The sequence below is a fragment of the Paenibacillus sp. p3-SID1389 genome (genome assembly GCF_025151705.1).
In the GTDB taxonomy this organism is placed as follows: domain Bacteria; phylum Bacillota; class Bacilli; order Paenibacillales; family Paenibacillaceae; genus Fontibacillus; species Fontibacillus phoenicis.
Map to the genome: position 1 here is coordinate 1 of NZ_JALXVO010000071.1, position 18,684 is coordinate 18,684.

Genomic DNA, 18,684 nt, shown 5'->3' on the forward strand with positions numbered 1-18,684 from the left:
TTTGGTGCTCTGTAATCACTAATAATGATATCGGATATCTTTATCAATCATTATATATAATTTCAAACCTCCGATACAATACAAATCATGAAACTGACGCCTAAGGAGGAAACGACTTCATGAATATTTACAAATATACAGGTTTGCTGTTGCTGACGACTTTTTTGATGGGGACGGCGTATCCCGCTGCCAAGCTGGGGATGATGCATACCACCCCGCTCATGCTGATGGGGCTCCGCTTTTTGTTCGCCGGGGGATTGCTCGCCGTATTCAGCGCCAAAAGACCTCAACCGAGAGGTGCGAAGTCTTGGCTGCAAATTTTGCTGCTCGGTTTGTTCCAATCGGTTGGGGTGATGGGCTTCACCGCCTACAGTATGCGTTGGATCACCTCTGGGGAGTCGGCGATCATCTCAAGCACCAGCCCGCTGATGCTTATCCTTTGGGGGGCTTTGATGGGTACAGCCTATCGCGTAAGGCAATGGTTTGGCGTGGTAATTGGGTTTATCGGCGTTGTCATCACCTTTGGGATACACTTGAGCGTAAACCCCGGCATGGTCTTTGCCTTGGCGGGAGCAGCCAGCTTCACGGTTGCCACGTTGATCATTAATCACATCGGTCCGGCGTTTGACAAAAGAGTGCTGGCCGCCTACCAAATGCTGCTCGGCGGCGTGATGCTGCTGATCTTCAGCTTTGCAGGGGAGAAACCAAGCTTTGAGCTGAACCTTACGTCGGCGTCTGTGGTTCTTTGGCTCGTCCTATTTTGTTCCATTATTCAATTTACGACCTGGTTTTATTTGCTCAGCCATAGCGATCCAGGCAAAACCAGCTTATTCCTGTTCCTTGTGCCGATCTTTAGCGTCATTTTCAGCTGGCTGCTGCTTGGCGAGCAGATCGCCTGGTACGTCTATGTTGGCGGAGCCTTGACTTGTGTGGGGGTTTTCCTGGTGAATTGGCAAGGCAGCAGCAACAGCCAACCGGCTGAGGAAAACCTATCGGGGACACTTCAGATGCAGGAGGAGATGGAAGCATGAGTTACCATAACAAGGTTGTTCTTATTATCGGGGGGGGTACGGGGATCGGCCGGGCGACAGCGACGCTGCTGGCCGAACGCGGGGTGATTGTTGCCGTCAATTATTCCCGTTCGGAGGCGGAGACCCAAGAGACCGTGCAAGCTATTCAGCAATTTGGCGGCCGGGCGATTGCGATTCGCGCCGACGTTTCAAACAACGAGGAGGTCATCTCTATGGTTGACCAAATCGTCCAGCAATTTGGGACGATCGATTATCTGGTCAATAACGCCAGCATCACCCGGTATATTGCAATGGGCGATCTGGATGCAATTACGGAGGATGCCTGGGACGATCTGTTTGCGGTAAATGTAAAAGGGATGTTTTATTGTGCGCGAGCGGCAGCTCCGTATTTAAAGCAGGGTAAAGGGGCAATCGTCAACGTGGGCAGTATTGCAGGGATTACGGGCAAAGGCTCCTCGGTCCCCTATGCGGTATCCAAAGCAGCAGTGCACGGTTTGACCAAATCGCTGGCCCACGCATTGGCGCCGGATGTGCGGGTGACCGGTGTAGCTCCTGGAGCGGTCAGCACACGTTGGTGGGCTGGACGGGAGGAGCAGATGCGGTCGCTGACTTCCCAGCTGCCATTGGACCGGATTGCTTCGCCGGAGGAGATTGCCGCACTTATCGCGTCGATTCTGGAACAACCTTCGATGACGGGACAAATCCTTACCATCGACAACGGGCAAACGATGTAAGAACCTATTCCTTATGCTAAAAAAAAAATCAGCCTTCAGGACCTAACGGTAACCTGGAGGCTGATTTTTTGATTGTTGATTGTTGTTATTGCTCTTTCACATCATACAGCACCCGAGCCAGCAGGTCCTGGCTGTAGTTGCCGAAGTTCTTGCCGTAGATGGTCAGTCCGCGCTTGTTGATCGGCTTGTCGGTGACGGCGATGCGGAACGTCAGCTCGCTTTTGTAATCCAGCTTGATCTGTTCCAGCGTAACGTCGGAGATGCGGCATCCGTCGATAAAGCTGCCCTCATTGTTAATGCGGATCAGCTTCAGCATCCCGTACTGGTTCAAGTGCGGCGGCCACCAATCCGGATTAAACGTGCCGCGTGCGTCACCGAAATCCCCCGGACTCGTCCAGAAACCGATTTCGACACCGTTCAAGTAAAAATAGATGTCAGACGGATAGTTATCGCAATACCCGGGCGCCTCGGAGCCCAGCTCCATCGAGAATTGAATTTCCCGGAACGTCTGGTTTGGCTTCAGGTAATTCGGGATGCGGTATTCCAGGAAGCCCTCGGACAACCAAATAATCTCCGAGTCGATTCGCTGCGGATCGGCGAAGTAACGCGGATCGTCGAAATCGCCGATGATGCTGTCCTTCGTAGCCAAACCGCAGGTAGGGACCGCATGATAATTGCTGTAATGGCCCACCTGGATTTCCACTTCGTATAAATTGTCGACATCCTTGCTCCGGAGGTCGACCATCAGCTTGTCTTTGTTCAAATAACAAATCTTCTGAATGCCATGCTTGCCAACAGAAGTATTGATTTCGATCAGGCCGCTTTCCTCCAGCTTCTTGATGTGCATCGTAATCGCCCCGTTGCTTAAGCCCAGCTTGGTAGCCAGGTCGTTGAGGTTTAAGGCCTGATTTTTGGCCAGCAGTTCGAGGATTTGAATCCTGATCTCCGAGCTTAACGCTTTAAAAATGTCGATCCCGCTCATCAAATCCTTAATATAGATCATCGGATATTCGAACCTTCTTCCAATAAATAGTGGGTAGTTTTATTTTAGATAATTATAAACTAACTTAGTCGTTTAATAAAGCATCAAATCAAAAAATGTAAATCAGGTTCAGAAAATAGATTAAATTTGTAGTAAATGCACGCTTAATTTCAAAATATTTTAAACTAAATTTCATTGTTTCATTGAATTTACAGGCGGTTTTTCAGCATTTTCACGGGGTCTGGAATCGTTTGCCTCGTTAATTTTATATAAGCATAAAATGTTTTAGATAAATATATTTACAACCCCAATTTCATATGTTATTTTATACCTGTAAACGGATTCATTCAAGGTTATTCGAAATAATTTAATATTTACTAAAACGGAAGGTGGTCAACATGTCATCAACAGCACCGCGAGCAACGATGGTCATCGACAAAGCCTTTAAAATTGCGGAAGTAGATCGGCGCATTTACGGCTCCTTTATTGAACATTTGGGCCGGGCCGTCTACGGGGGGATTTATGAGCCTTCGCATCCGGAAGCAGATCAACATGGATTCCGAAACGACGTAAAGGAGCTGGTTAAACAGCTGGGCGTCCCGATCATCCGGTATCCCGGCGGGAATTTCGTTTCCGGGTATAACTGGGAGGATGGGGTTGGTCCGGTTGAATCGAGGCCGAAACGCTTGGAGTTGGCCTGGAGGACGGTTGAACCGAATTGGGTAGGCACGAACGAGTTTGCCGGATGGGCCAAAGAGGTTGGTGCCGAAGTGATGATGGCGGTGAATCTGGGGACCCGCGGTGTTGATGCGGCCCGCAACCTGCTGGAATACTGCAACCATCCGGGGGGCAGCTACTGGAGCGATTTGCGTCGCAGCCATGGTTACGAGCAGCCCCATAAGATCCGGACCTGGTGTCTGGGCAACGAGATGGACGGTCCTTGGCAAATCGGACAGAAGACGCCGCAGGAATACGGCCGGCTCGCCTATGAGACGGCAAAGGCGATGCGACTGGTCGATCCCGATATCGAGCTGGTGTCCTGCGGCAGCTCCAGCTCGTCGATGCCAACGTTCCCGGAATGGGAAGCGGTAACGCTGGAGCATACCTACGAGGTGGCCGACTATATCTCCCTGCATCAATACTATGGCAACCGGGACAACGATACGGCGAACTTCCTCGCCCGTTCGATGGATATGGACCACTTCATTCGTACGGTGATTTCCACCTGCGATTATGTCAAAGCGAAGAAACGCAGCAAAAAAACGATGTACCTCAGCTTCGACGAGTGGAACGTTTGGTACCATTCCAACGATGCCGACGCCAAGCTGGAGCCTTGGGGAATTGCGCCGCCGCAGCTGGAGGATGTCTATAACTTCGAGGACGCTTTGCTGGTCGGAAGCATGCTGATTACGTTCCTGCGCCACGCCGATCGGGTGAAGATGGCCTGCATGGCCCAATTGGTGAACGTCATCGCCCCGATCATGACGGAGAATGGCGGGCGGTCCTGGAAGCAGACGATCTATTATCCTTACATGCATGCATCGCTCTTTGGACGGGGCGTTTCACTGCAGCCGGTTGTCGACTCCCCGGTATACGACGCTAAGGATTATACCGATGTTCCGTATTTGGACAGCGCGGTTGTATATAACGAAGCAGACGAGACGTTGACGATTTTTGCGGTGAACCGCCATTTGGAGGAAGCTCTTGAGCTGGATTGCGATATTCGCGGGTTCGAAGGCTACCGTGTGATCGAGCACCTTGTGCTGGAGCACGAAGACCTGAAGGCCGTAAATACGGCGGACCAGGAAAATGTGAAGCCTCACACCGGAGGAAATGCGGTATGCCAGGACGGTTATGTGAAAGCCTGTTTAGCTAAAGCTTCCTGGAACGTGATTCGCCTGGGTCAAGCGAGAGCTTAAGGAAACCGACGCTTCTGGGAAGCAACTGCTTCATTCACCCTTTGAGACGATGACAACACCTAGCTATGCACAACCGGTGAGCGCTTCTTCGGGTCATCGATTGACCATCGGTTCTACTAGAGAAGTGGGAGATAACCGACTGTAAGTGGAGTGTGTAGATTTTATTTTGTCAGGGAGGGTCAAGGATGAAGAAAAAGGTTTGGATTGTGCTGTTAGTCTTATCAATGGCCACATGGCTGTGGGGTTGCGGCAAGACGTCAACCACGGCGGGGGGTGAAACCTCCGTGTTGGACGGCGGTGCGGGGGAAGATGCGATAGAGCTTTCCTATTGGACGTTTGTGGAACTGCATGGACAGCATTTTGAGAAAATGCTGGAGAAATGGAACACCGCCAATCCGGATCGGCAAATTAAGCTGAACGTCACGGTGATGCCTTACGATGATATGCACAACAAATTATCCATCGCCGTCCAGACGGGTGTTGGGGCGCCGGACATCGCGGATATTGAGCTGGGCAAGTTCCCGGATTTTCTGGCCGGCACGCCGCAGCTGGTCGAATTAAATGACGTCATCGACCCGTACCGGGACACGATCGTCAAGTCCAGAATCGACCTCTACAGCAAGGACGGCGTGAATTACGGTATCCCGACCCACGTTGGCGCCTCGGTGGCGTTCTACAACACGGAAATTTTAAAAGAAGCCGGAGTGGATTACAAGTCGATTGTGACCTGGGAAGATTTCAAAAAAGCCGGAATTCAAGTGTATGAGAAAACGGGCAAGTACATGGGCACCGCCGATACGAGTGCAACATGGCAGCTTTCCCAGCTGCTGGCACAGCAAGGTGCAGATTTCACCGATGACGCCGGGAACCCGATCGTTAACTCGGAGCCCGTAGTGAAGGCGCTCACCCTGCTGAAAGACCTGCAAGACAACCATGTCATCGCCACCATCGCCGGCGGGCAGCCCGATACGGAGGAAGCGTACGGAGAGTTTAATGCGGGCAACTATGCGACCGCTTTCATGCCGCTGTGGCAAATGTCGAGATACACGAACTATATGAAGGATCTCTCCGGCAAAATCGCCATCGCCCCGATTCCGGTCATCAAAGAAGGGATGCCGCGTTCGGTCGGCGGCGGCGGAACCGGGACGGTCGTGACCAAAACGGCCAAAGACATCGAGCTGGCCAAGGATTTCCTCGCATTCGCCAAATTGTCGGAGGATGCCAATATTGAAATCTGGAATACGCTGGGCTTTGACCCGGTCAACATGGACGTTTGGGAGATGAAGGACGTTACTCATAACCCGGACAACCAGTTTGTCCAATACTTCATTAATAATCCATTTGACGTGCTGAACGACATCAAGGACGAAATCCGATTGATTAAATCCACCTCGGCGTCGCCGACGATCAATAACGTGCTTTGCACGGTGACGTTAAACGAGATTTTTGAAGACGGGAAGGATATCAAGCAAGCTCTGGATGATGCGCAAGCGCAAATCGAGCAGGAGCTGAAGTAATCGAAATAAGCAGCGAGCTACTCCTTCGGGAGTAGCTCTGTTTAAAAAGGGGTAGGGCGATGGTTAAAAAATTCCTTTACTCGCAAAAGGTTGCTCCTTACGTATTTGTGTTGCCGTTTGTGCTCGTTTTCCTCATCTTTTGGGTGTATCCGCTGATCAGCTCCTTTGGGATGAGCTTCCAGAAAGTGACCCTGGGTCAGGAAGCAGCGTGGATTGGCATAGACAACTACGAGAAATTGATGGGCGACGGGGTCTTCCTCAAGGCAGTGACAAACAGCGCCATCTACATGGTCTTAACCTTGGTGATCCTGATCCCGTTTCCGATGTTGTTTGCCGTTTTGATCAACAACAAGTTCATGTGGGCGAGGGAATTTTTCAAGTCCTCGTTTTTCTTCCCGGCGCTGACGTCGGTGGTGGTGGCCGGGACGATCTTCCGACTGATGTTCGGTGAAATGGAAGGGTCGCTCATCAACAGCTTCTTGGGCTTGTTTGGCGTGGAGCCGATCAAATTCCTGAAAGGACAAACGACCGGCTTTATCGCCTTATTGGCGCTGGCGACCTGGAGATGGACCGGGGTAAACATGCTTTACTTCTTATCTGGACTCAAAAATATTCCCGACGAATACTACGAAGCCGCTTCAATCGATGGCGCCTCTCCCATCCAGCGATTTACGAAGATCACGATGCCGCTGTTGAAGCCAACGACGATATATGTCTTAACGATCAGCATCTATGCCGGTCTGGCGATGTTTATCGAAAGTATGATGCTCTGGAACGGCAACAATTCTCCGAAAAATATCGGCTTGACCATCGTGGGTTACTTATACCGTCAAGGGATCGAGAAGAACAATCTGGGGTATGCGGCCGCCGTCGGCATCGTGCTTCTCGTCATTACGATGGTGATTAACCTGACGCAGTTGGCCTTTACCGGCATGTTTAAGAAGGAGGAGGAAGCATGACGAAATCGAAGCGCGGCTTGCTGATCAAAATCGTTTTGTTCGTGTTTTTCGCCTTCCTGTGCGTGCTGGTGCTTCTGCCGTTTTATGCCGTTACGCTGGCTTCCTTTAAGCCTGGGGAGGATTTGATCCGGTACGGGCTGAACCTGAAGTTTGATTTATCGGTCATGAGCTTGGATAACTTCGTTTACTTATTTACGGGCAATCATTCCTATTTCTTATGGTTTTTCAATTCGCTGCTGCTGACGGTCGTCCAAGTCACGGTGACGCTGCTGGTCAGCGCTACGGTGGCGTACGGGTTTTCGGCTTATGAATTTAAAGGGAAAAATACCCTGTTCATCTGCGTCCTGCTGATCATGATGGTTCCGTTCGAGATTCTGCTCCTGCCGCTGTATACGTTAACGTACGATATCGGGCTGATGAACTCGTATTCGGCCATTATTCTGCCGGGGATCGCCAGCGCGGCGACGATCTTCTTCTTCCGGCAGTATTTGCGGGGAATTCCCCGGGAAATTATCGCCGCGGGACGCGTCGACGGAGCGAGTGAGTACGGAATCTACGTGCGGATCATCTTGCCGGTGATGAAGCCTTCTTTTGCCGCGATGGCCATTCTCAACGGTATGAACAGCTGGAACAACTTCCTGTGGCCGTTTATGGTGCTCAGCGATGCCAATAAATACACGTTGCCGATTGGGCTCAAGACGCTGCTAACCCCTTACGGGAACAACTATGATTTGCTGATTGTTGGTTCCTTTTTCTCCATCATTCCGATCTTCATCTTGTTTGTTGCCTTCCAAAAATACTTTATTGACGGGATGACGGCAGGAGCGGTGAAAGGATAGAACGGCCCTGCGCTGCGGACGTTTGCGGACGACTTCAGCGCCGGCCGATTTCATATCATATTAATTATTCAAAACGGGGGAAGAAACATGAAAACGAAGTGGTTGTATTTATCTTTGGTTTTAGTTCTTTTAAGCGTGACAGTACTATCTGGATGCAGCAGCGGCTCGGACAAGAAGACGATTACTTTCTGGACGCCGTTAACCGGCGATGACGGAGCTTACATGGATCAATTGGTCAAGGATTACAACGCTACCAATCCCGAGTTCAAAGTGAAGCATGTGATTACCGCAGACATGTATACCAAAATTTCCACGGTGCTCAACTCTGGCAAAGGGGTTCCTGATTTGGCGATCATCCACGCGGACCGTGTTCCCGGCTTTGTGAAGCAAGGCGTGCTGGAACCTATCGGCGGTGCGATTGCCGCGCAGCCGGAAATTAAGGAGGAGAACTACCTTCCGCAGGCTTGGGCGACGGGGAACATCGATGGCACGCAGTATACCGTTCCGCTCGACATTCATAGCAACACGATGTATTACAACAAGGATCTGCTCAAGAAGTACAACGCGGAATCCTTCTTGGACGACGACGTGGTTACCATCGACGAAATGCTGTCGCTTCAAGGCAAGCTGGAGGATGGTGATTACGTTGTCAATGATGCGCTGCTCGGCTGGGTGATTTTAGCTCAAGTGCAAAACCTGGGAGGAGACATCCAAGAAAACGGCAAGCCGGCTGTGAATACGCCGGTGATGAGACAAGCCTTCGAAGAGGTGAAGAAAATTGCCGATGCCGGGTTGATGACCCCATTTGGCGAAGACGGCTACTTAATGTTCCAATCCGGCAACGTCTTGTTCTCGACGGACGGTACTTGGAGTTCTACGGCCCATGCTGCGGTCGAGGGTCTAAACTTCGGGGTGACGAACATCTATTCTCCGACGCCGGACAAGTTCACGAACCGCGCTTCGTCCCACCTGTTTGCGATGCTGAAAAACGAGGATCGATCGGATGAGAAAGAAGCCGGCATCGGCGCTTTCCTGGAATTCATCCGCACGAACTCCTTGGAATGGGCGAAAGCAGGTCAAATCGTGGCGAGTAAACAAGTGATCGAAAGTCCGGAATATCAGCAATATATGCAATCCTTCTTCACCTCCAATGAGAAGGAGACCCAGTCCCTTTATATTTATACCTACGAATATTACCCTTACATCGCCGAAGCGGTTGATACCTATTGCGCGGATATCGTTCGCGGCAACGTCGATCTGGATGATACGCTGCAGACGATGCAGAAGTTCGTCGAGGACAAGATTGCCGAGAGCACTACGGGCAGTGCGAGCTGAGCCTGCGTTCTAGATAAACAGAAAGAAATCATGTGCCGGAACGATGCGTCTGGCACATGATTTTTCCAAAAGGAGATATGGAAAGGCGATGAACAAGAAATCCTTTGCGCCGTTTTTCTTTGTGGGTCCGCACCTGGTTTTGTTCCTGATCTTCATTCTGATTCCGACCGTATACGGGATATATGCTTCGTTTACTCAGTGGAACTTGATGAACGATCCGACCTGGGTCGGATGGGCTAACTACAAAACGATCCTATTTGATGAAACCTCGACCTTCCACACCCAATTCGTAAACGGGCTTCGGAATACCCTCATTTTTGTCGTGATCAGCGTTCCGCTGTTGATCGTCATCCCATTGTCGGTGGCCGTCGCCTTGGAGCATAAGAAGGTCAAATTGAAGGGCATCATCCAGTCCATTATTTACATTCCGGGCTTGATTTCCATTTCCGCTGCCGCTTTGATCTGGCTGCTTATCTTTAACAAACAGCTGGGGATTACGGGGAACATCTTCCATTCGCAGGTCGCTTGGGCGGCGACGCAGCCTTATGCTTGGATCATTATTTTTGTGATCACCGTATGGGGCGGGGTTGGCGGGAACATGATTATTTACCGCGCCTCGATTGCCGGGGTATCCAAAGACTTGTACGAAGCCGCCGAGATCGACGGAGCCGGCGCGACCCGGCGATTCTTCAGCATCACCTTGCCGTCGATCCGTTTTCCGCTCATTTATACCTTTGTCATGACCACTGCCGGGGCCTTTAACGTCTTTGGCCAACCTTTAATGATGACGGATGGCGGACCGCGGCAATCGACGCATGTTCTCATGATGTACATCCGTCAATTAGCGTTTGGTCATGGCGAATCGATTGCCGGCATGGCATCCGCGATGGCGGTGCTGCTAGGCATGGTCATTTTGGTCATTTCGGCGCTGCAGTATTACGTCATGAACCGAAACGCCAATTGACGCATCCTGTGATGGATTATGGAAACGAGAGGTAAGGTGTAAATCAAGATGTCGAAGAAAATCAGCATATCGAAGTATATCGCATACCTGTATTTGATCCTCCTGTGCGTCATTTGGGTCATTCCCGTGTTATTTGGAATTTCGACTTCCTTCCGCTCCCAATCTGAAGTGGTGTCAACGGGCTTCCGTTTGCTTCCCGTGGAATGGATCCTGGACAATTACGTGACGATTCTGGAGAATACGTCCACGGCTCCGATCCTGCGCTGGCTGACGAACTCCGTATTCATTGCGGTGACACATACGTTCCTCGTGATCGTGATCATCTCCATCACGGGTTACGGGTATGCTCGAATGAACTTTAAAGGCAGAGACACGCTGTTTTTTACATTGCTGGGCATTTCCTTCTTTCCGGGAGTCGTCAACATTATCCCCTCTTACAAAATCATCGATATTTTCGGCTGGGTGAATACCGCATGGGCGATGATTATTCCGGGTTTGGCGGGTATGGGCAACATCTTTCTGGTCAGGCAGTTTCTGAAAGGGATTCCGACCGACCTGGATGAATCCGCCCGGGTTGACGGGGCCGGAGATTTTCGGATCTACTCGTACATCATCCTGCCGCTTATCAAGCCGATCCTCATCGTTTGCGGCCTGTTCTCATTTGTCGGCTCCTGGAACGACTTCCTCTGGCCGGTCATCGTCTATACCGACGTGGACAAAATGCCGGTGACTGCGGGACTGCTGCTGCTTCAGGATATCTACGGCAACTATCGCATGATCGGACAGCTTATGGGTTCGGCCATGTTGGCCATCATTCCAACGCTGCTGCTGTTTGTTTTTGCGCAAAAATACTTTATTCAATCGATCAATCTGAATTCAGGCATTAAAGGATAAATGAATTTAGGGTGGAGGAAAAACCGTGAACAACAAAGTGATCATTCAAACGGACGTGACGAAAGCGGTCATCAACAAAAATATTTACGGTCATTTTGCCGAGCATTTGGGCAGATGCATCTATGAGGGGATTTGGGTCGGAGAAGATTCCCCGATTCCCAACACGCAAGGGATACGTAACGACGTGCTGGAGGCGTTGAAGCGGATCAAGGTTCCGGTGCTTCGTTGGCCCGGAGGATGTTTTGCGGATGAGTATCACTGGAAGGACGGCGTAGGCCCGAAGGAAGCCCGCAAGCGGATGGTCAACACCCATTGGGGCGGCGTTATCGAGAACAATCACTTCGGGACGCATGAATTTATGCTGCTATGCGAGCTGCTGGAATGCGAGCCGTATATTTGCGGGAATGTGGGGAGCGGCACGGTTCAAGAAATGTCCGAATGGGTCGAGTATATGACATTTGACGGCGAATCCCCGATGGCGAACTGGCGTAAGGAGAATGGCAGAAGCGCGCCGTGGAAGCTGACCTATTTTGGCATCGGAAATGAGAATTGGGGATGCGGCGGCCACATGCGTCCGGAATATTACGCCGATCTGTATCGCCGCTATCAAACCTACGTCCGCAATTATGGGGATAACCGGATATATAAAATCGCCGGCGGGGCCAATGTGGACGATTATCGCTGGACCGAAGTGCTGATGCAACAGGCCGGCGGGCTCATGGACGGGTTAAGCCTGCATTATTACACGATTCCCGGCGATTTCTGGCTGGGGAAGGGTTCGGCGCTGGATTTTTCAGAGGACGAGTGGTTCGTGACCATGAAAAAAGCGCTGCACATGGACGAATTAATTGCGAAGCACAGTACGATCATGGATCGGTACGATCCCGAGAAGCGTATCGGCTTGATTATCGACGAGTGGGGCACTTGGTACGACGTTGAGCCGGGCACGAATCCGGGATTTCTGTATCAGCAAAACACGATCCGTGACGCACTGGTGGCCGGGCTTCACTTCAACATCTTTCATCATCACGCCGACCGGGTGCAGATGACGAACATCGCCCAGACCGTCAACGTCCTGCAAGCGATGATTTTAACAGAAGGTGAGCGGATGATCCTAACGCCGACGTATCATGCGTTTGATATGTTCAAGGTCCATCAAGGAGCAGAGCTGTTGTCGACCGAGTCATCGCTGGTTGCTTCGGCGAATGGCGACGACACACTTCCGGCCCTGTCGGTGTCCGCCTCGAAGAACGCCCAAGGCGACATTCAGATCAGCTTGGTTCATATCGATCCGAGACAGGCTGCGGAGGTCAGTCTCGAGTTGCGAGGAAATCACGCGGAATGGGCTTCGGTTTCGGGAACTTTGTTAACGGCTGCAACGATGAATGCGCACAATACGTTTGAGCAACCGGATGTGGTTACGCCGGTTCCGCTCCGGGACGTTCACGTAGCCGGTGACACGCTGCACGTGAAAATGCCGGCCATGTCACTGGTAACCTTGATCATCAAATCATAACCTAAACCTTATGAAGGAGGGAAGTCCGTTGAAAAGTATGGTTAAGTGCCTGGGTTTACTCTTGATCTTCACGATGCTCATCCCTGCCGAAGGGTGGGCGAGCAGCGGCGATACGGATGCCGGGAAACGCGGGGCAACGGAAAGCGAGAGTGCGGGAGGGGCCTCGGGGAAAAAGCGACCGCCCGCGTTTACCAATGTCTCGGTCCACGATCCGAACATCGTCAAGGCCGGCTCGACCTATTATGTCTTTGGGTCGCATATCGAAGCCGCCAAATCAACCGATTTGATGAATTGGACGACGTTTACCAACGGCTATCAAACCCCGGGGAACGTGATCTACGGCGATCTGTCTCAAAATCTGGCCGGTTCGTTCGCTTGGGCGGGAGAGGACGATGCCGACAGTAAAGGCGGGTATGCGGTCTGGGCGCCGGGCGTGATCTGGAATGAGAAATACCGGAATGCGGACGGAACGAGGGGCGCTTATATGATGTATTACAGCGCTTCGTCCACCTATATCCGCTCCGCGATTGGTTATGCGGTATCCAAAAATATCGAAGGCCCCTACACCTACGTGGACACGGTTATTTACTCCGGGTTTACGAAGGAGACGGCGTATGACGAGAACAGCCGGGTCGATAAGAAGTGGGAGAATACGAACCTCAAGCAGCTGGTGGACCAGGGAAGGCTGAAGGAGGCCAATCCGAATTGGTTTAACAGCGACGGTTCCTATAATAATGCCATGTATCCGAACGCAATTGACGCCGCTTTGTTCTTCGATAAGGACGGCAAGCTGTGGATGACGTACGGCTCCTGGTCCGGCGGAATCTTTATCGTCGAGTTGGATCCGGTCACCGGTCAGGTGAAATATCCTGGCAAAGACGGCACAACGGCTGACGGACGCCTTGTAGACCGCTATTTCGGCACCAAAATTGCCGGAGGCTATACGAAGTCCGGCGAAGGGCCCTACATTTTATACGATAAAACTTCGGGATACTACTATTTGAACGTTTCCTATGGTTGGCTGGGGGCGAACGGCGGCTACAACCTGCGGCAGTTCCGGGCGAAACGTCCAGACGGCCCTTATCTCGATGCGGCCGGACAAAATGCCGTGCTGCCCAGCGATACGGATAACGCGCCGTACGGCATCAAAATGGTCGGCAATTTCCTGTTCGACCGCAAAATAGGCGATCCCGGCACGGGAATCGGTTACGGTTATGCTTCGCCAGGGCATAACTCGCTATTTTATGACGAGAAGACGAAGCGATATTTCTCGGTGTTCCATACTCGCTTCCCGCAACGGGGAGAGGTTCACGAAGTCAGGGTGCACCAGCTGTTTATGAACCAAAACGGGTGGCTGGTCATGGCACCGACGCGTTACGCCGGGGAATCCCTGCAGAAAGTGACGGCCTCCAAGGTGGTCGGCAACTATCAGTTCGTGAATCATGGGCTTGGCTATTCCGGTGAGGTCCCTACTTCGGTCCACCTTACTTTGAACAAAGACCATACGATTTCGGGTTCGATAACCGGAACCTGGAAGCTAAACGGCTCCTATGGAGCGGAGCTGACCCTTGAGGGAGTAACTTACCACGGCGTATTCGTCAAAGGCTGGGACGAGAACCAAGGGCGGGAGACGATGACCTTTACGGCCATCTCTCGCGAAGGCACCGCCATTTGGGGCATTCAGCAGCCGGAGATGAACGACCGCCAGGTCGTTAAGGCGGTGCAGGAAGCCTTAACGCTCGGCGATACCAGCAAAGTCATGAACAACCTGACATTGCCATTGGAAGGGACGCATGGGGCTCAAATCGTCTGGTCCACCTCCGATCCAGGCGTCATTTCAGAGACCGGGGTCATCCACCCGCCCGATGCGGGAGAAGCCGATGCTCCCGCTACGTTAACCGCAACGATCACGAAGGGGAAAGCGAAAGCCGTCAAGACGTTTGAGATCGTCGTTGCTCCGATTGATCTTAACTATGGACTGCGAGCCCACTATCGCTTTGAGGGGAATTTATCGGAGGTCGAAGGACGGTTTGGCGATGGTGCGGTGACCGGGGCAAAGCTTGATACCGAAGGCGGAGCGATCACTTTTACGGATGGAGTCCAGGGGTTGGCTGCCGAGTTTGATGGGAAATCCGGCATTCGGCTGGATGACAGTCTGATTCAAGGGAACCGTTATTCGGTTTCCCTCTGGTTGCATCCGCAGCAATTTACCCAATTTACGACCAGCTTCTTTGGGGCGAAATCCAATACAAGCTGGATCAGCCTCGTGCCGGATTCCTGGGATCATAACACGATGCTGTGGTCCGGTGAAGCCTGGTATGACGGGACAACGGGTTCGCGGATCTCGGCGGGAGCGTGGCATCACGTAGCCTTTACCGTCGATGCCGGGAACGTGAAGGTGTACGTTGACGGGGAACTGAAGTTTACGGGAACGGGATTCCCGGATATCTTCACGAACAATCAAGGTATGTTCAGCCTAGGTGTGAATTGGTGGGATCCCCCTTTCCAAGGGAAGATGGATGAACTCCGGGTTTACGACGTGCCGATTCCAGAAGCGGTGGTCCGCAAGCTGTATGAGGAAGGCCAGAGCGTAACGAGATGACAGAAAGAGAAGGAGAAACCAAGATGAAGAACACGCAGGAATATCGAAATCCAATCGTGGAGCAACGGGCGGATCCATGGGTTTATAAGCATCAGGACAGGTATTATTACTTTACGGCTTCGGTACCTGAGTATGACCGGATCGAAATTCGCCGGTCCAAGACGCTGCAAGGATTGGGGGATGCCAAGCCGGTGGTGGCCTGGCGCAAATATGATACCGGCCCGCTGAGCGCCAATATTTGGGCTCCGGAAATCCATTTTATCGACGGAAAATGGTATATCTATTTTGCCGCCGCGCGAACGACCGAGACGAACGAAGGATTGTTTGATCACCGAATGTACGTGCTGGAGAACACCTCCGCCAATCCGCTTGAAGGCGTATGGGAGGAGAAAGGGCAAGTCCGTACGCGGTGGGAGTCGTTTGCATTGGATGCGACGACGTTCGAGCACCGGGGGGAACGGTATTACGTTTGGGCGCAGAAGGACCCAGGTATCGAAGGCAACTCCAACCTCTACATCTCCCGGATGAGCAACCCTTGGACGTTGACCGGGGAGCAGGTCATGATCTCCACGCCGGAATACGATTGGGAAACGATCGGCTTCAAAGTAAACGAGGGACCGGCCGTACTGAAGCGGAACGGGCGTATATTCATCAGCTATTCGGCCAGCGCCACCGACCATCATTATTGTATGGGCCTGCTCACCGCGGACGAATCGGCAGATTTGCTGGACCCTAGCTCCTGGTCAAAATCGCCGCTTCCGGTGTTTGCGACCAATGAAGCGGCGGGACAGTATGGACCAGGTCATAATAGTTTTACCGTCTCGGAGGACGGGCGGGACGTATTGGTCTATCATGCCCGGAATTACAAGGAGATCGACGGTGACCCGCTGTACGATCCGAACCGGCATACCCGGGCCCAAATTCTGGAATGGAACGAGGATGGCACGCCAAACTTCGGAGTGCCGCTACCCGACTCGGTCCGCACGAATCCATAGGTTTGGACTACTCCCGGCGCGCGTTACCCCGGTGCGCGTTACTCCAGCGTGCATTACTCCGGCGCGAGTTCCTAGCGGCACGACGAAGCAGAATGGCTGCTCTACCACTCATCTAGGGATGAGGTAGGGCAGTTTTTTTTGCGGGGCATCAAAATAGTGCAACAAATGAACAGAATAATGTTTGTGAGAGATTTAAAAACTAACCTATAATTAAATTGTAAACGCTTTATTTAATGCTGGGGAAAACTAAATTTTTTTCCGGCCGGAGGAATGCAAAATGATTAAAGTGCTGATTGTTGACGATGAACCGAAACTTAGGGAGGGGCTGCGGACCTTTATCGATTGGGGCGCCTATGGCTACGAAGTTGTGGATATGGCGGCTAACGGGAATGAAGCGCTGGAAAAATATCAGCAATATCATCCCGATCTGGTCGTGGCCGATATCCGCATGCCAGGGATGGATGGGCTGCAGTTGATCGAGAAGCTTCGCGCACAAGATCCGAATTTGCATATTTTGATTCTTAGCGGTTACGCAGATTTTAGCTATGCCAAGAAGGCGATGACCCACCGGGCGGATGGTTATTTGCTGAAGCCGGTGGATGAAGATGAGTTGAAGGATTACCTTTGGAAAATCAAGCTGACGATCGACGAAGAGAAAGCGTCCGAGCAGTGGAAGCACGTCACAACGGAGTGGAACCGGGAAGCGTTGATCCAGTCCGTGCTGACCGGCGAAGACGAAGAGGACCCTACTCCGCTATGCGAGCGGGCTCATGAAGTAGGTATCAGCGGCAAGGTGTTTCAAATTTTGCTGCTTGCCCCGCAAATGGAAGGGGACGCTGATGCCCAAATTAACGCTCTGATCCGCAAAGCATTGGTCCGGCAGTTCGAGGAGCCTGGCCGCGGCTGGGTGTTTGCGATCCATTCCAAGTTTGGCGTCCTGCTCAAGGAGCCGCTTCTCTCCGTGGAGCTTGCGGGGATCTATCGCGAGCTTGCTGCCGAGCTGTCCGATTTAGGCATCTGCTATTCCGTGGCGCTTGGCGAGAAGGTGGGATGCATGGCGGAGATTCGGGAATCGTACCGGACGGCATGTGATTTGGTCCGCCGCCATTTCTTCCTTGATCAGGGAACGATCTTAACGCCAGACAGCCTGTCTGCCAGAACGGATGCGGGGGCTGGTGCGAGTGCGGGACCGGAGCTTACGACCGAAGAGCTGGGCGAGCAGCTCTTTTATGCGGTAGATATCGGGAATCGCGATGCCGTCAAATCTCTGCTGCACCAGCTGGGCGAAGCTTATAAAGCCGAAGGTGCGATGGAGAACGAAATCAAAAACCGTTATGTGGAGCTGCTGACCACGATTTTCAGTAAGGCGCTGAAGCAGTCACCGGAACTGCAAAACCGCAGCAAAGAGTTTTCCGACGGGTACTCCAAAATCCAAAAAGCCTACTCCATTCTGGAGTTAAACGGGCAGGCGGAGCAACTGTTGCAGCAAATTATGAACCAACTCGGTGAAGATGGGAAACACCGCGAAGTCAAGATTATGTTGGATCTGATTCACCGGAATTACAGCGAAAATCTTAAACTAGAGACGCTCTCCGGCATCTTCAACTATAACAGCGCATACTTAGGCAAATTGTTCAAAAACACGACCGGAGAATACTTTAACACGTACCTGGACAAGGTGCGGATCGAGAAAGCAAAACACTATTTAGAGGAGGGCCTGAAGGTCTATCAGGTGGCCGAAAAGGTCGGATACACCAATGTCGACTATTTCCACAGCAAATTCCGCAAGTACGTCGGCACCTCGCCTTCCGCTTATCGCAAGCAGATGAACCATGCCTGATGCCGGCCCTGTAAGTTTCCATGGGGGCACTGAGGTGTGCTTTGGTCCGTTGCCCTAGGGCATTTGCTTTAGTGGCATATTGCGCAAGTGACATATTGCTCTAGTGGCATATGATCTATCGGCGGCGCTCTTCTGACGATTATCCCGTTGAATCAGGGAGTGGAGAAAGAGAAAATAGAAAAGAGAGAATTTAAACTGAAACTGAAACGCTCGGATGAAAAAATAAGAGTCCTACACCAACTGATCCATAAGCCAGCAACGACCATTCTCGTAAGTCTGTACGCCTAGCAGCCCGTTCGTTCAGCAGTGGATTAAGCCGCTGCTGCAATGGACGGGTATTTTTGTTGTCGGGCGATTAACTGACGGTATGGGATCGCTGGAATGGACAGGCACATCTGCAGCATGTTCTGGCGCATCTCTTCCTCGGAAAAGGTCATGCGCAGGTAACGGCGGACGGTGTACTCATTCAAATATGCCTGAAGATGCTTTATTCCTAAGGCGACATATGTACGCTTTAGAGAATTCCATGCCGCTCTTACTTCTTTCCGCAAAGGCAG

Annotated in this window: 14 protein-coding genes and 1 pseudogene; 13 read left to right on the forward strand and 2 right to left on the reverse strand. The window is 51.8% G+C overall.

Features of this window, described 5'->3' with window-relative positions; translation table 11 throughout:
* Window positions 1-119 precede the first annotated feature (119 nt).
* Both M3G15_RS19660 and M3G15_RS19665 read left to right on the forward strand, forming a co-directional pair.
* Entirely contained in the window at window positions 120-1,031 is a 912-nt protein-coding gene (locus M3G15_RS19660; RefSeq protein ID WP_260071838.1) for a DMT family transporter, read from the forward strand.
* Window positions 1,028-1,765 carry an SDR family NAD(P)-dependent oxidoreductase gene (locus M3G15_RS19665; protein WP_260071839.1) on the forward strand — a complete coding sequence of 246 codons (738 nt, stop codon included), beginning with the start codon at window positions 1,028-1,030 and terminating at the stop codon, window positions 1,763-1,765. Before M3G15_RS19660 ends, M3G15_RS19665 begins: the two co-directional genes overlap by 4 nt.
* Window positions 1,766-1,850: 85 nt before the next feature.
* On the opposite strand, the gene M3G15_RS19670 is transcribed toward M3G15_RS19665, so the two are convergent.
* Entirely contained in the window at window positions 1,851-2,768 is a 918-nt protein-coding gene (locus M3G15_RS19670; RefSeq protein WP_009224218.1) for an ArsR/SmtB family transcription factor, read from the reverse strand.
* A gap of 377 nt (window positions 2,769-3,145) precedes the next feature.
* Between M3G15_RS19670 and arfA the strand changes: the two genes are divergently transcribed.
* The 11 genes from arfA to M3G15_RS19725 all read left to right on the forward strand — a co-directional run bounded on the left by arfA (window position 3,146) and on the right by M3G15_RS19725 (window position 18,127).
* A complete protein-coding gene (gene arfA / locus M3G15_RS19675) occupies window positions 3,146-4,666 on the forward strand; it encodes an arabinosylfuranosidase ArfA (RefSeq protein ID WP_036644638.1) in 1,521 nt (506 codons plus the stop codon).
* Window positions 4,667-4,851: 185 nt separating this feature from the next.
* Window positions 4,852-6,183 carry an ABC transporter substrate-binding protein gene (locus M3G15_RS19680; protein ID WP_260071840.1) on the forward strand — a complete coding sequence of 444 codons (1,332 nt, stop codon included), beginning with the start codon at window positions 4,852-4,854 and terminating at the stop codon, window positions 6,181-6,183.
* A 59-nt stretch (window positions 6,184-6,242) separates the two neighbouring features.
* The gene (locus M3G15_RS19685) at window positions 6,243-7,142 is read left to right on the forward strand and encodes a carbohydrate ABC transporter permease (protein ID WP_009224215.1); all 900 of its coding nucleotides are present in this window, start codon (window positions 6,243-6,245) and stop codon (window positions 7,140-7,142) included.
* On the forward strand, window positions 7,139-7,981 hold the full coding sequence (locus M3G15_RS19690; protein ID WP_009224214.1) for a carbohydrate ABC transporter permease: 843 nt from the start codon (window positions 7,139-7,141) through the stop codon (window positions 7,979-7,981). Before M3G15_RS19685 ends, M3G15_RS19690 begins: the two co-directional genes overlap by 4 nt.
* Window positions 7,982-8,068: 87 nt before the next feature.
* On the forward strand, window positions 8,069-9,316 hold the full coding sequence (locus M3G15_RS19695; RefSeq protein WP_260071841.1) for an extracellular solute-binding protein: 1,248 nt from the start codon (window positions 8,069-8,071) through the stop codon (window positions 9,314-9,316).
* 88 nt (window positions 9,317-9,404) lie between these two features.
* A complete protein-coding gene (locus M3G15_RS19700) occupies window positions 9,405-10,280 on the forward strand; it encodes a carbohydrate ABC transporter permease (RefSeq protein WP_009224212.1) in 876 nt (291 codons plus the stop codon).
* 48 nt (window positions 10,281-10,328) lie between these two features.
* Entirely contained in the window at window positions 10,329-11,174 is an 846-nt protein-coding gene (locus M3G15_RS19705; RefSeq protein ID WP_009224211.1) for a carbohydrate ABC transporter permease, read from the forward strand.
* 25 nt (window positions 11,175-11,199) lie between these two features.
* Window positions 11,200-12,690 (forward strand): alpha-N-arabinofuranosidase, encoded by a 1,491-nt coding sequence (locus M3G15_RS19710; RefSeq protein WP_260071842.1) that lies wholly within the window; start codon window positions 11,200-11,202, stop codon window positions 12,688-12,690.
* Between the two features lie 37 nt (window positions 12,691-12,727).
* The gene (locus tag M3G15_RS19715; RefSeq protein ID WP_260071845.1) at window positions 12,728-15,292 is read left to right on the forward strand and encodes a LamG-like jellyroll fold domain-containing protein; all 2,565 of its coding nucleotides are present in this window, start codon (window positions 12,728-12,730) and stop codon (window positions 15,290-15,292) included.
* A 23-nt stretch (window positions 15,293-15,315) separates the two neighbouring features.
* Window positions 15,316-16,287 carry a glycoside hydrolase family 43 protein gene (locus M3G15_RS19720; RefSeq protein ID WP_260071843.1) on the forward strand — a complete coding sequence of 324 codons (972 nt, stop codon included), beginning with the start codon at window positions 15,316-15,318 and terminating at the stop codon, window positions 16,285-16,287.
* A gap of 277 nt (window positions 16,288-16,564) precedes the next feature.
* Window positions 16,565-18,127, forward strand: a complete 1,563-nt coding sequence (locus M3G15_RS19725) for a response regulator transcription factor (RefSeq protein ID WP_260071844.1) — start codon at window positions 16,565-16,567, stop codon at window positions 18,125-18,127.
* Between the two features lie 311 nt (window positions 18,128-18,438).
* Here the strand turns inward: M3G15_RS19725 and M3G15_RS19730 are convergent.
* Window positions 18,439-18,684: pseudogene (locus tag M3G15_RS19730) on the reverse strand (hypothetical protein); the annotation flags it as partial.

Excerpts from the sequence above, each read along its gene's own strand:
- M3G15_RS19660 (WP_260071838.1), top strand. The coding sequence starts at position 120 with ATGAATATTTACAAATATACAGGTTTGCTGTTGCTGACGACTTTTTTG.
- M3G15_RS19665 (WP_260071839.1), top strand. The coding sequence starts at position 1,028 with ATGAGTTACCATAACAAGGTTGTTCTTATTATCGGGGGGGGTACGGGG.
- M3G15_RS19670 (WP_009224218.1), bottom strand. The coding sequence starts at position 2,768 with ATGATCTATATTAAGGATTTGATGAGCGGGATCGACATTTTTAAAGCG.
- arfA (WP_036644638.1), top strand. The coding sequence starts at position 3,146 with ATGTCATCAACAGCACCGCGAGCAACGATGGTCATCGACAAAGCCTTT.
- M3G15_RS19680 (WP_260071840.1), top strand. The coding sequence starts at position 4,852 with ATGAAGAAAAAGGTTTGGATTGTGCTGTTAGTCTTATCAATGGCCACA.
- M3G15_RS19685 (WP_009224215.1), top strand. The coding sequence starts at position 6,243 with ATGGTTAAAAAATTCCTTTACTCGCAAAAGGTTGCTCCTTACGTATTT.
- M3G15_RS19690 (WP_009224214.1), top strand. The coding sequence starts at position 7,139 with ATGACGAAATCGAAGCGCGGCTTGCTGATCAAAATCGTTTTGTTCGTG.
- M3G15_RS19695 (WP_260071841.1), top strand. The coding sequence starts at position 8,069 with ATGAAAACGAAGTGGTTGTATTTATCTTTGGTTTTAGTTCTTTTAAGC.
- M3G15_RS19700 (WP_009224212.1), top strand. The coding sequence starts at position 9,405 with ATGAACAAGAAATCCTTTGCGCCGTTTTTCTTTGTGGGTCCGCACCTG.
- M3G15_RS19705 (WP_009224211.1), top strand. The coding sequence starts at position 10,329 with ATGTCGAAGAAAATCAGCATATCGAAGTATATCGCATACCTGTATTTG.
- M3G15_RS19715 (WP_260071845.1), top strand. The coding sequence starts at position 12,728 with ATGGTTAAGTGCCTGGGTTTACTCTTGATCTTCACGATGCTCATCCCT.
- M3G15_RS19720 (WP_260071843.1), top strand. The coding sequence starts at position 15,316 with ATGAAGAACACGCAGGAATATCGAAATCCAATCGTGGAGCAACGGGCG.
- M3G15_RS19725 (WP_260071844.1), top strand. The coding sequence starts at position 16,565 with ATGATTAAAGTGCTGATTGTTGACGATGAACCGAAACTTAGGGAGGGG.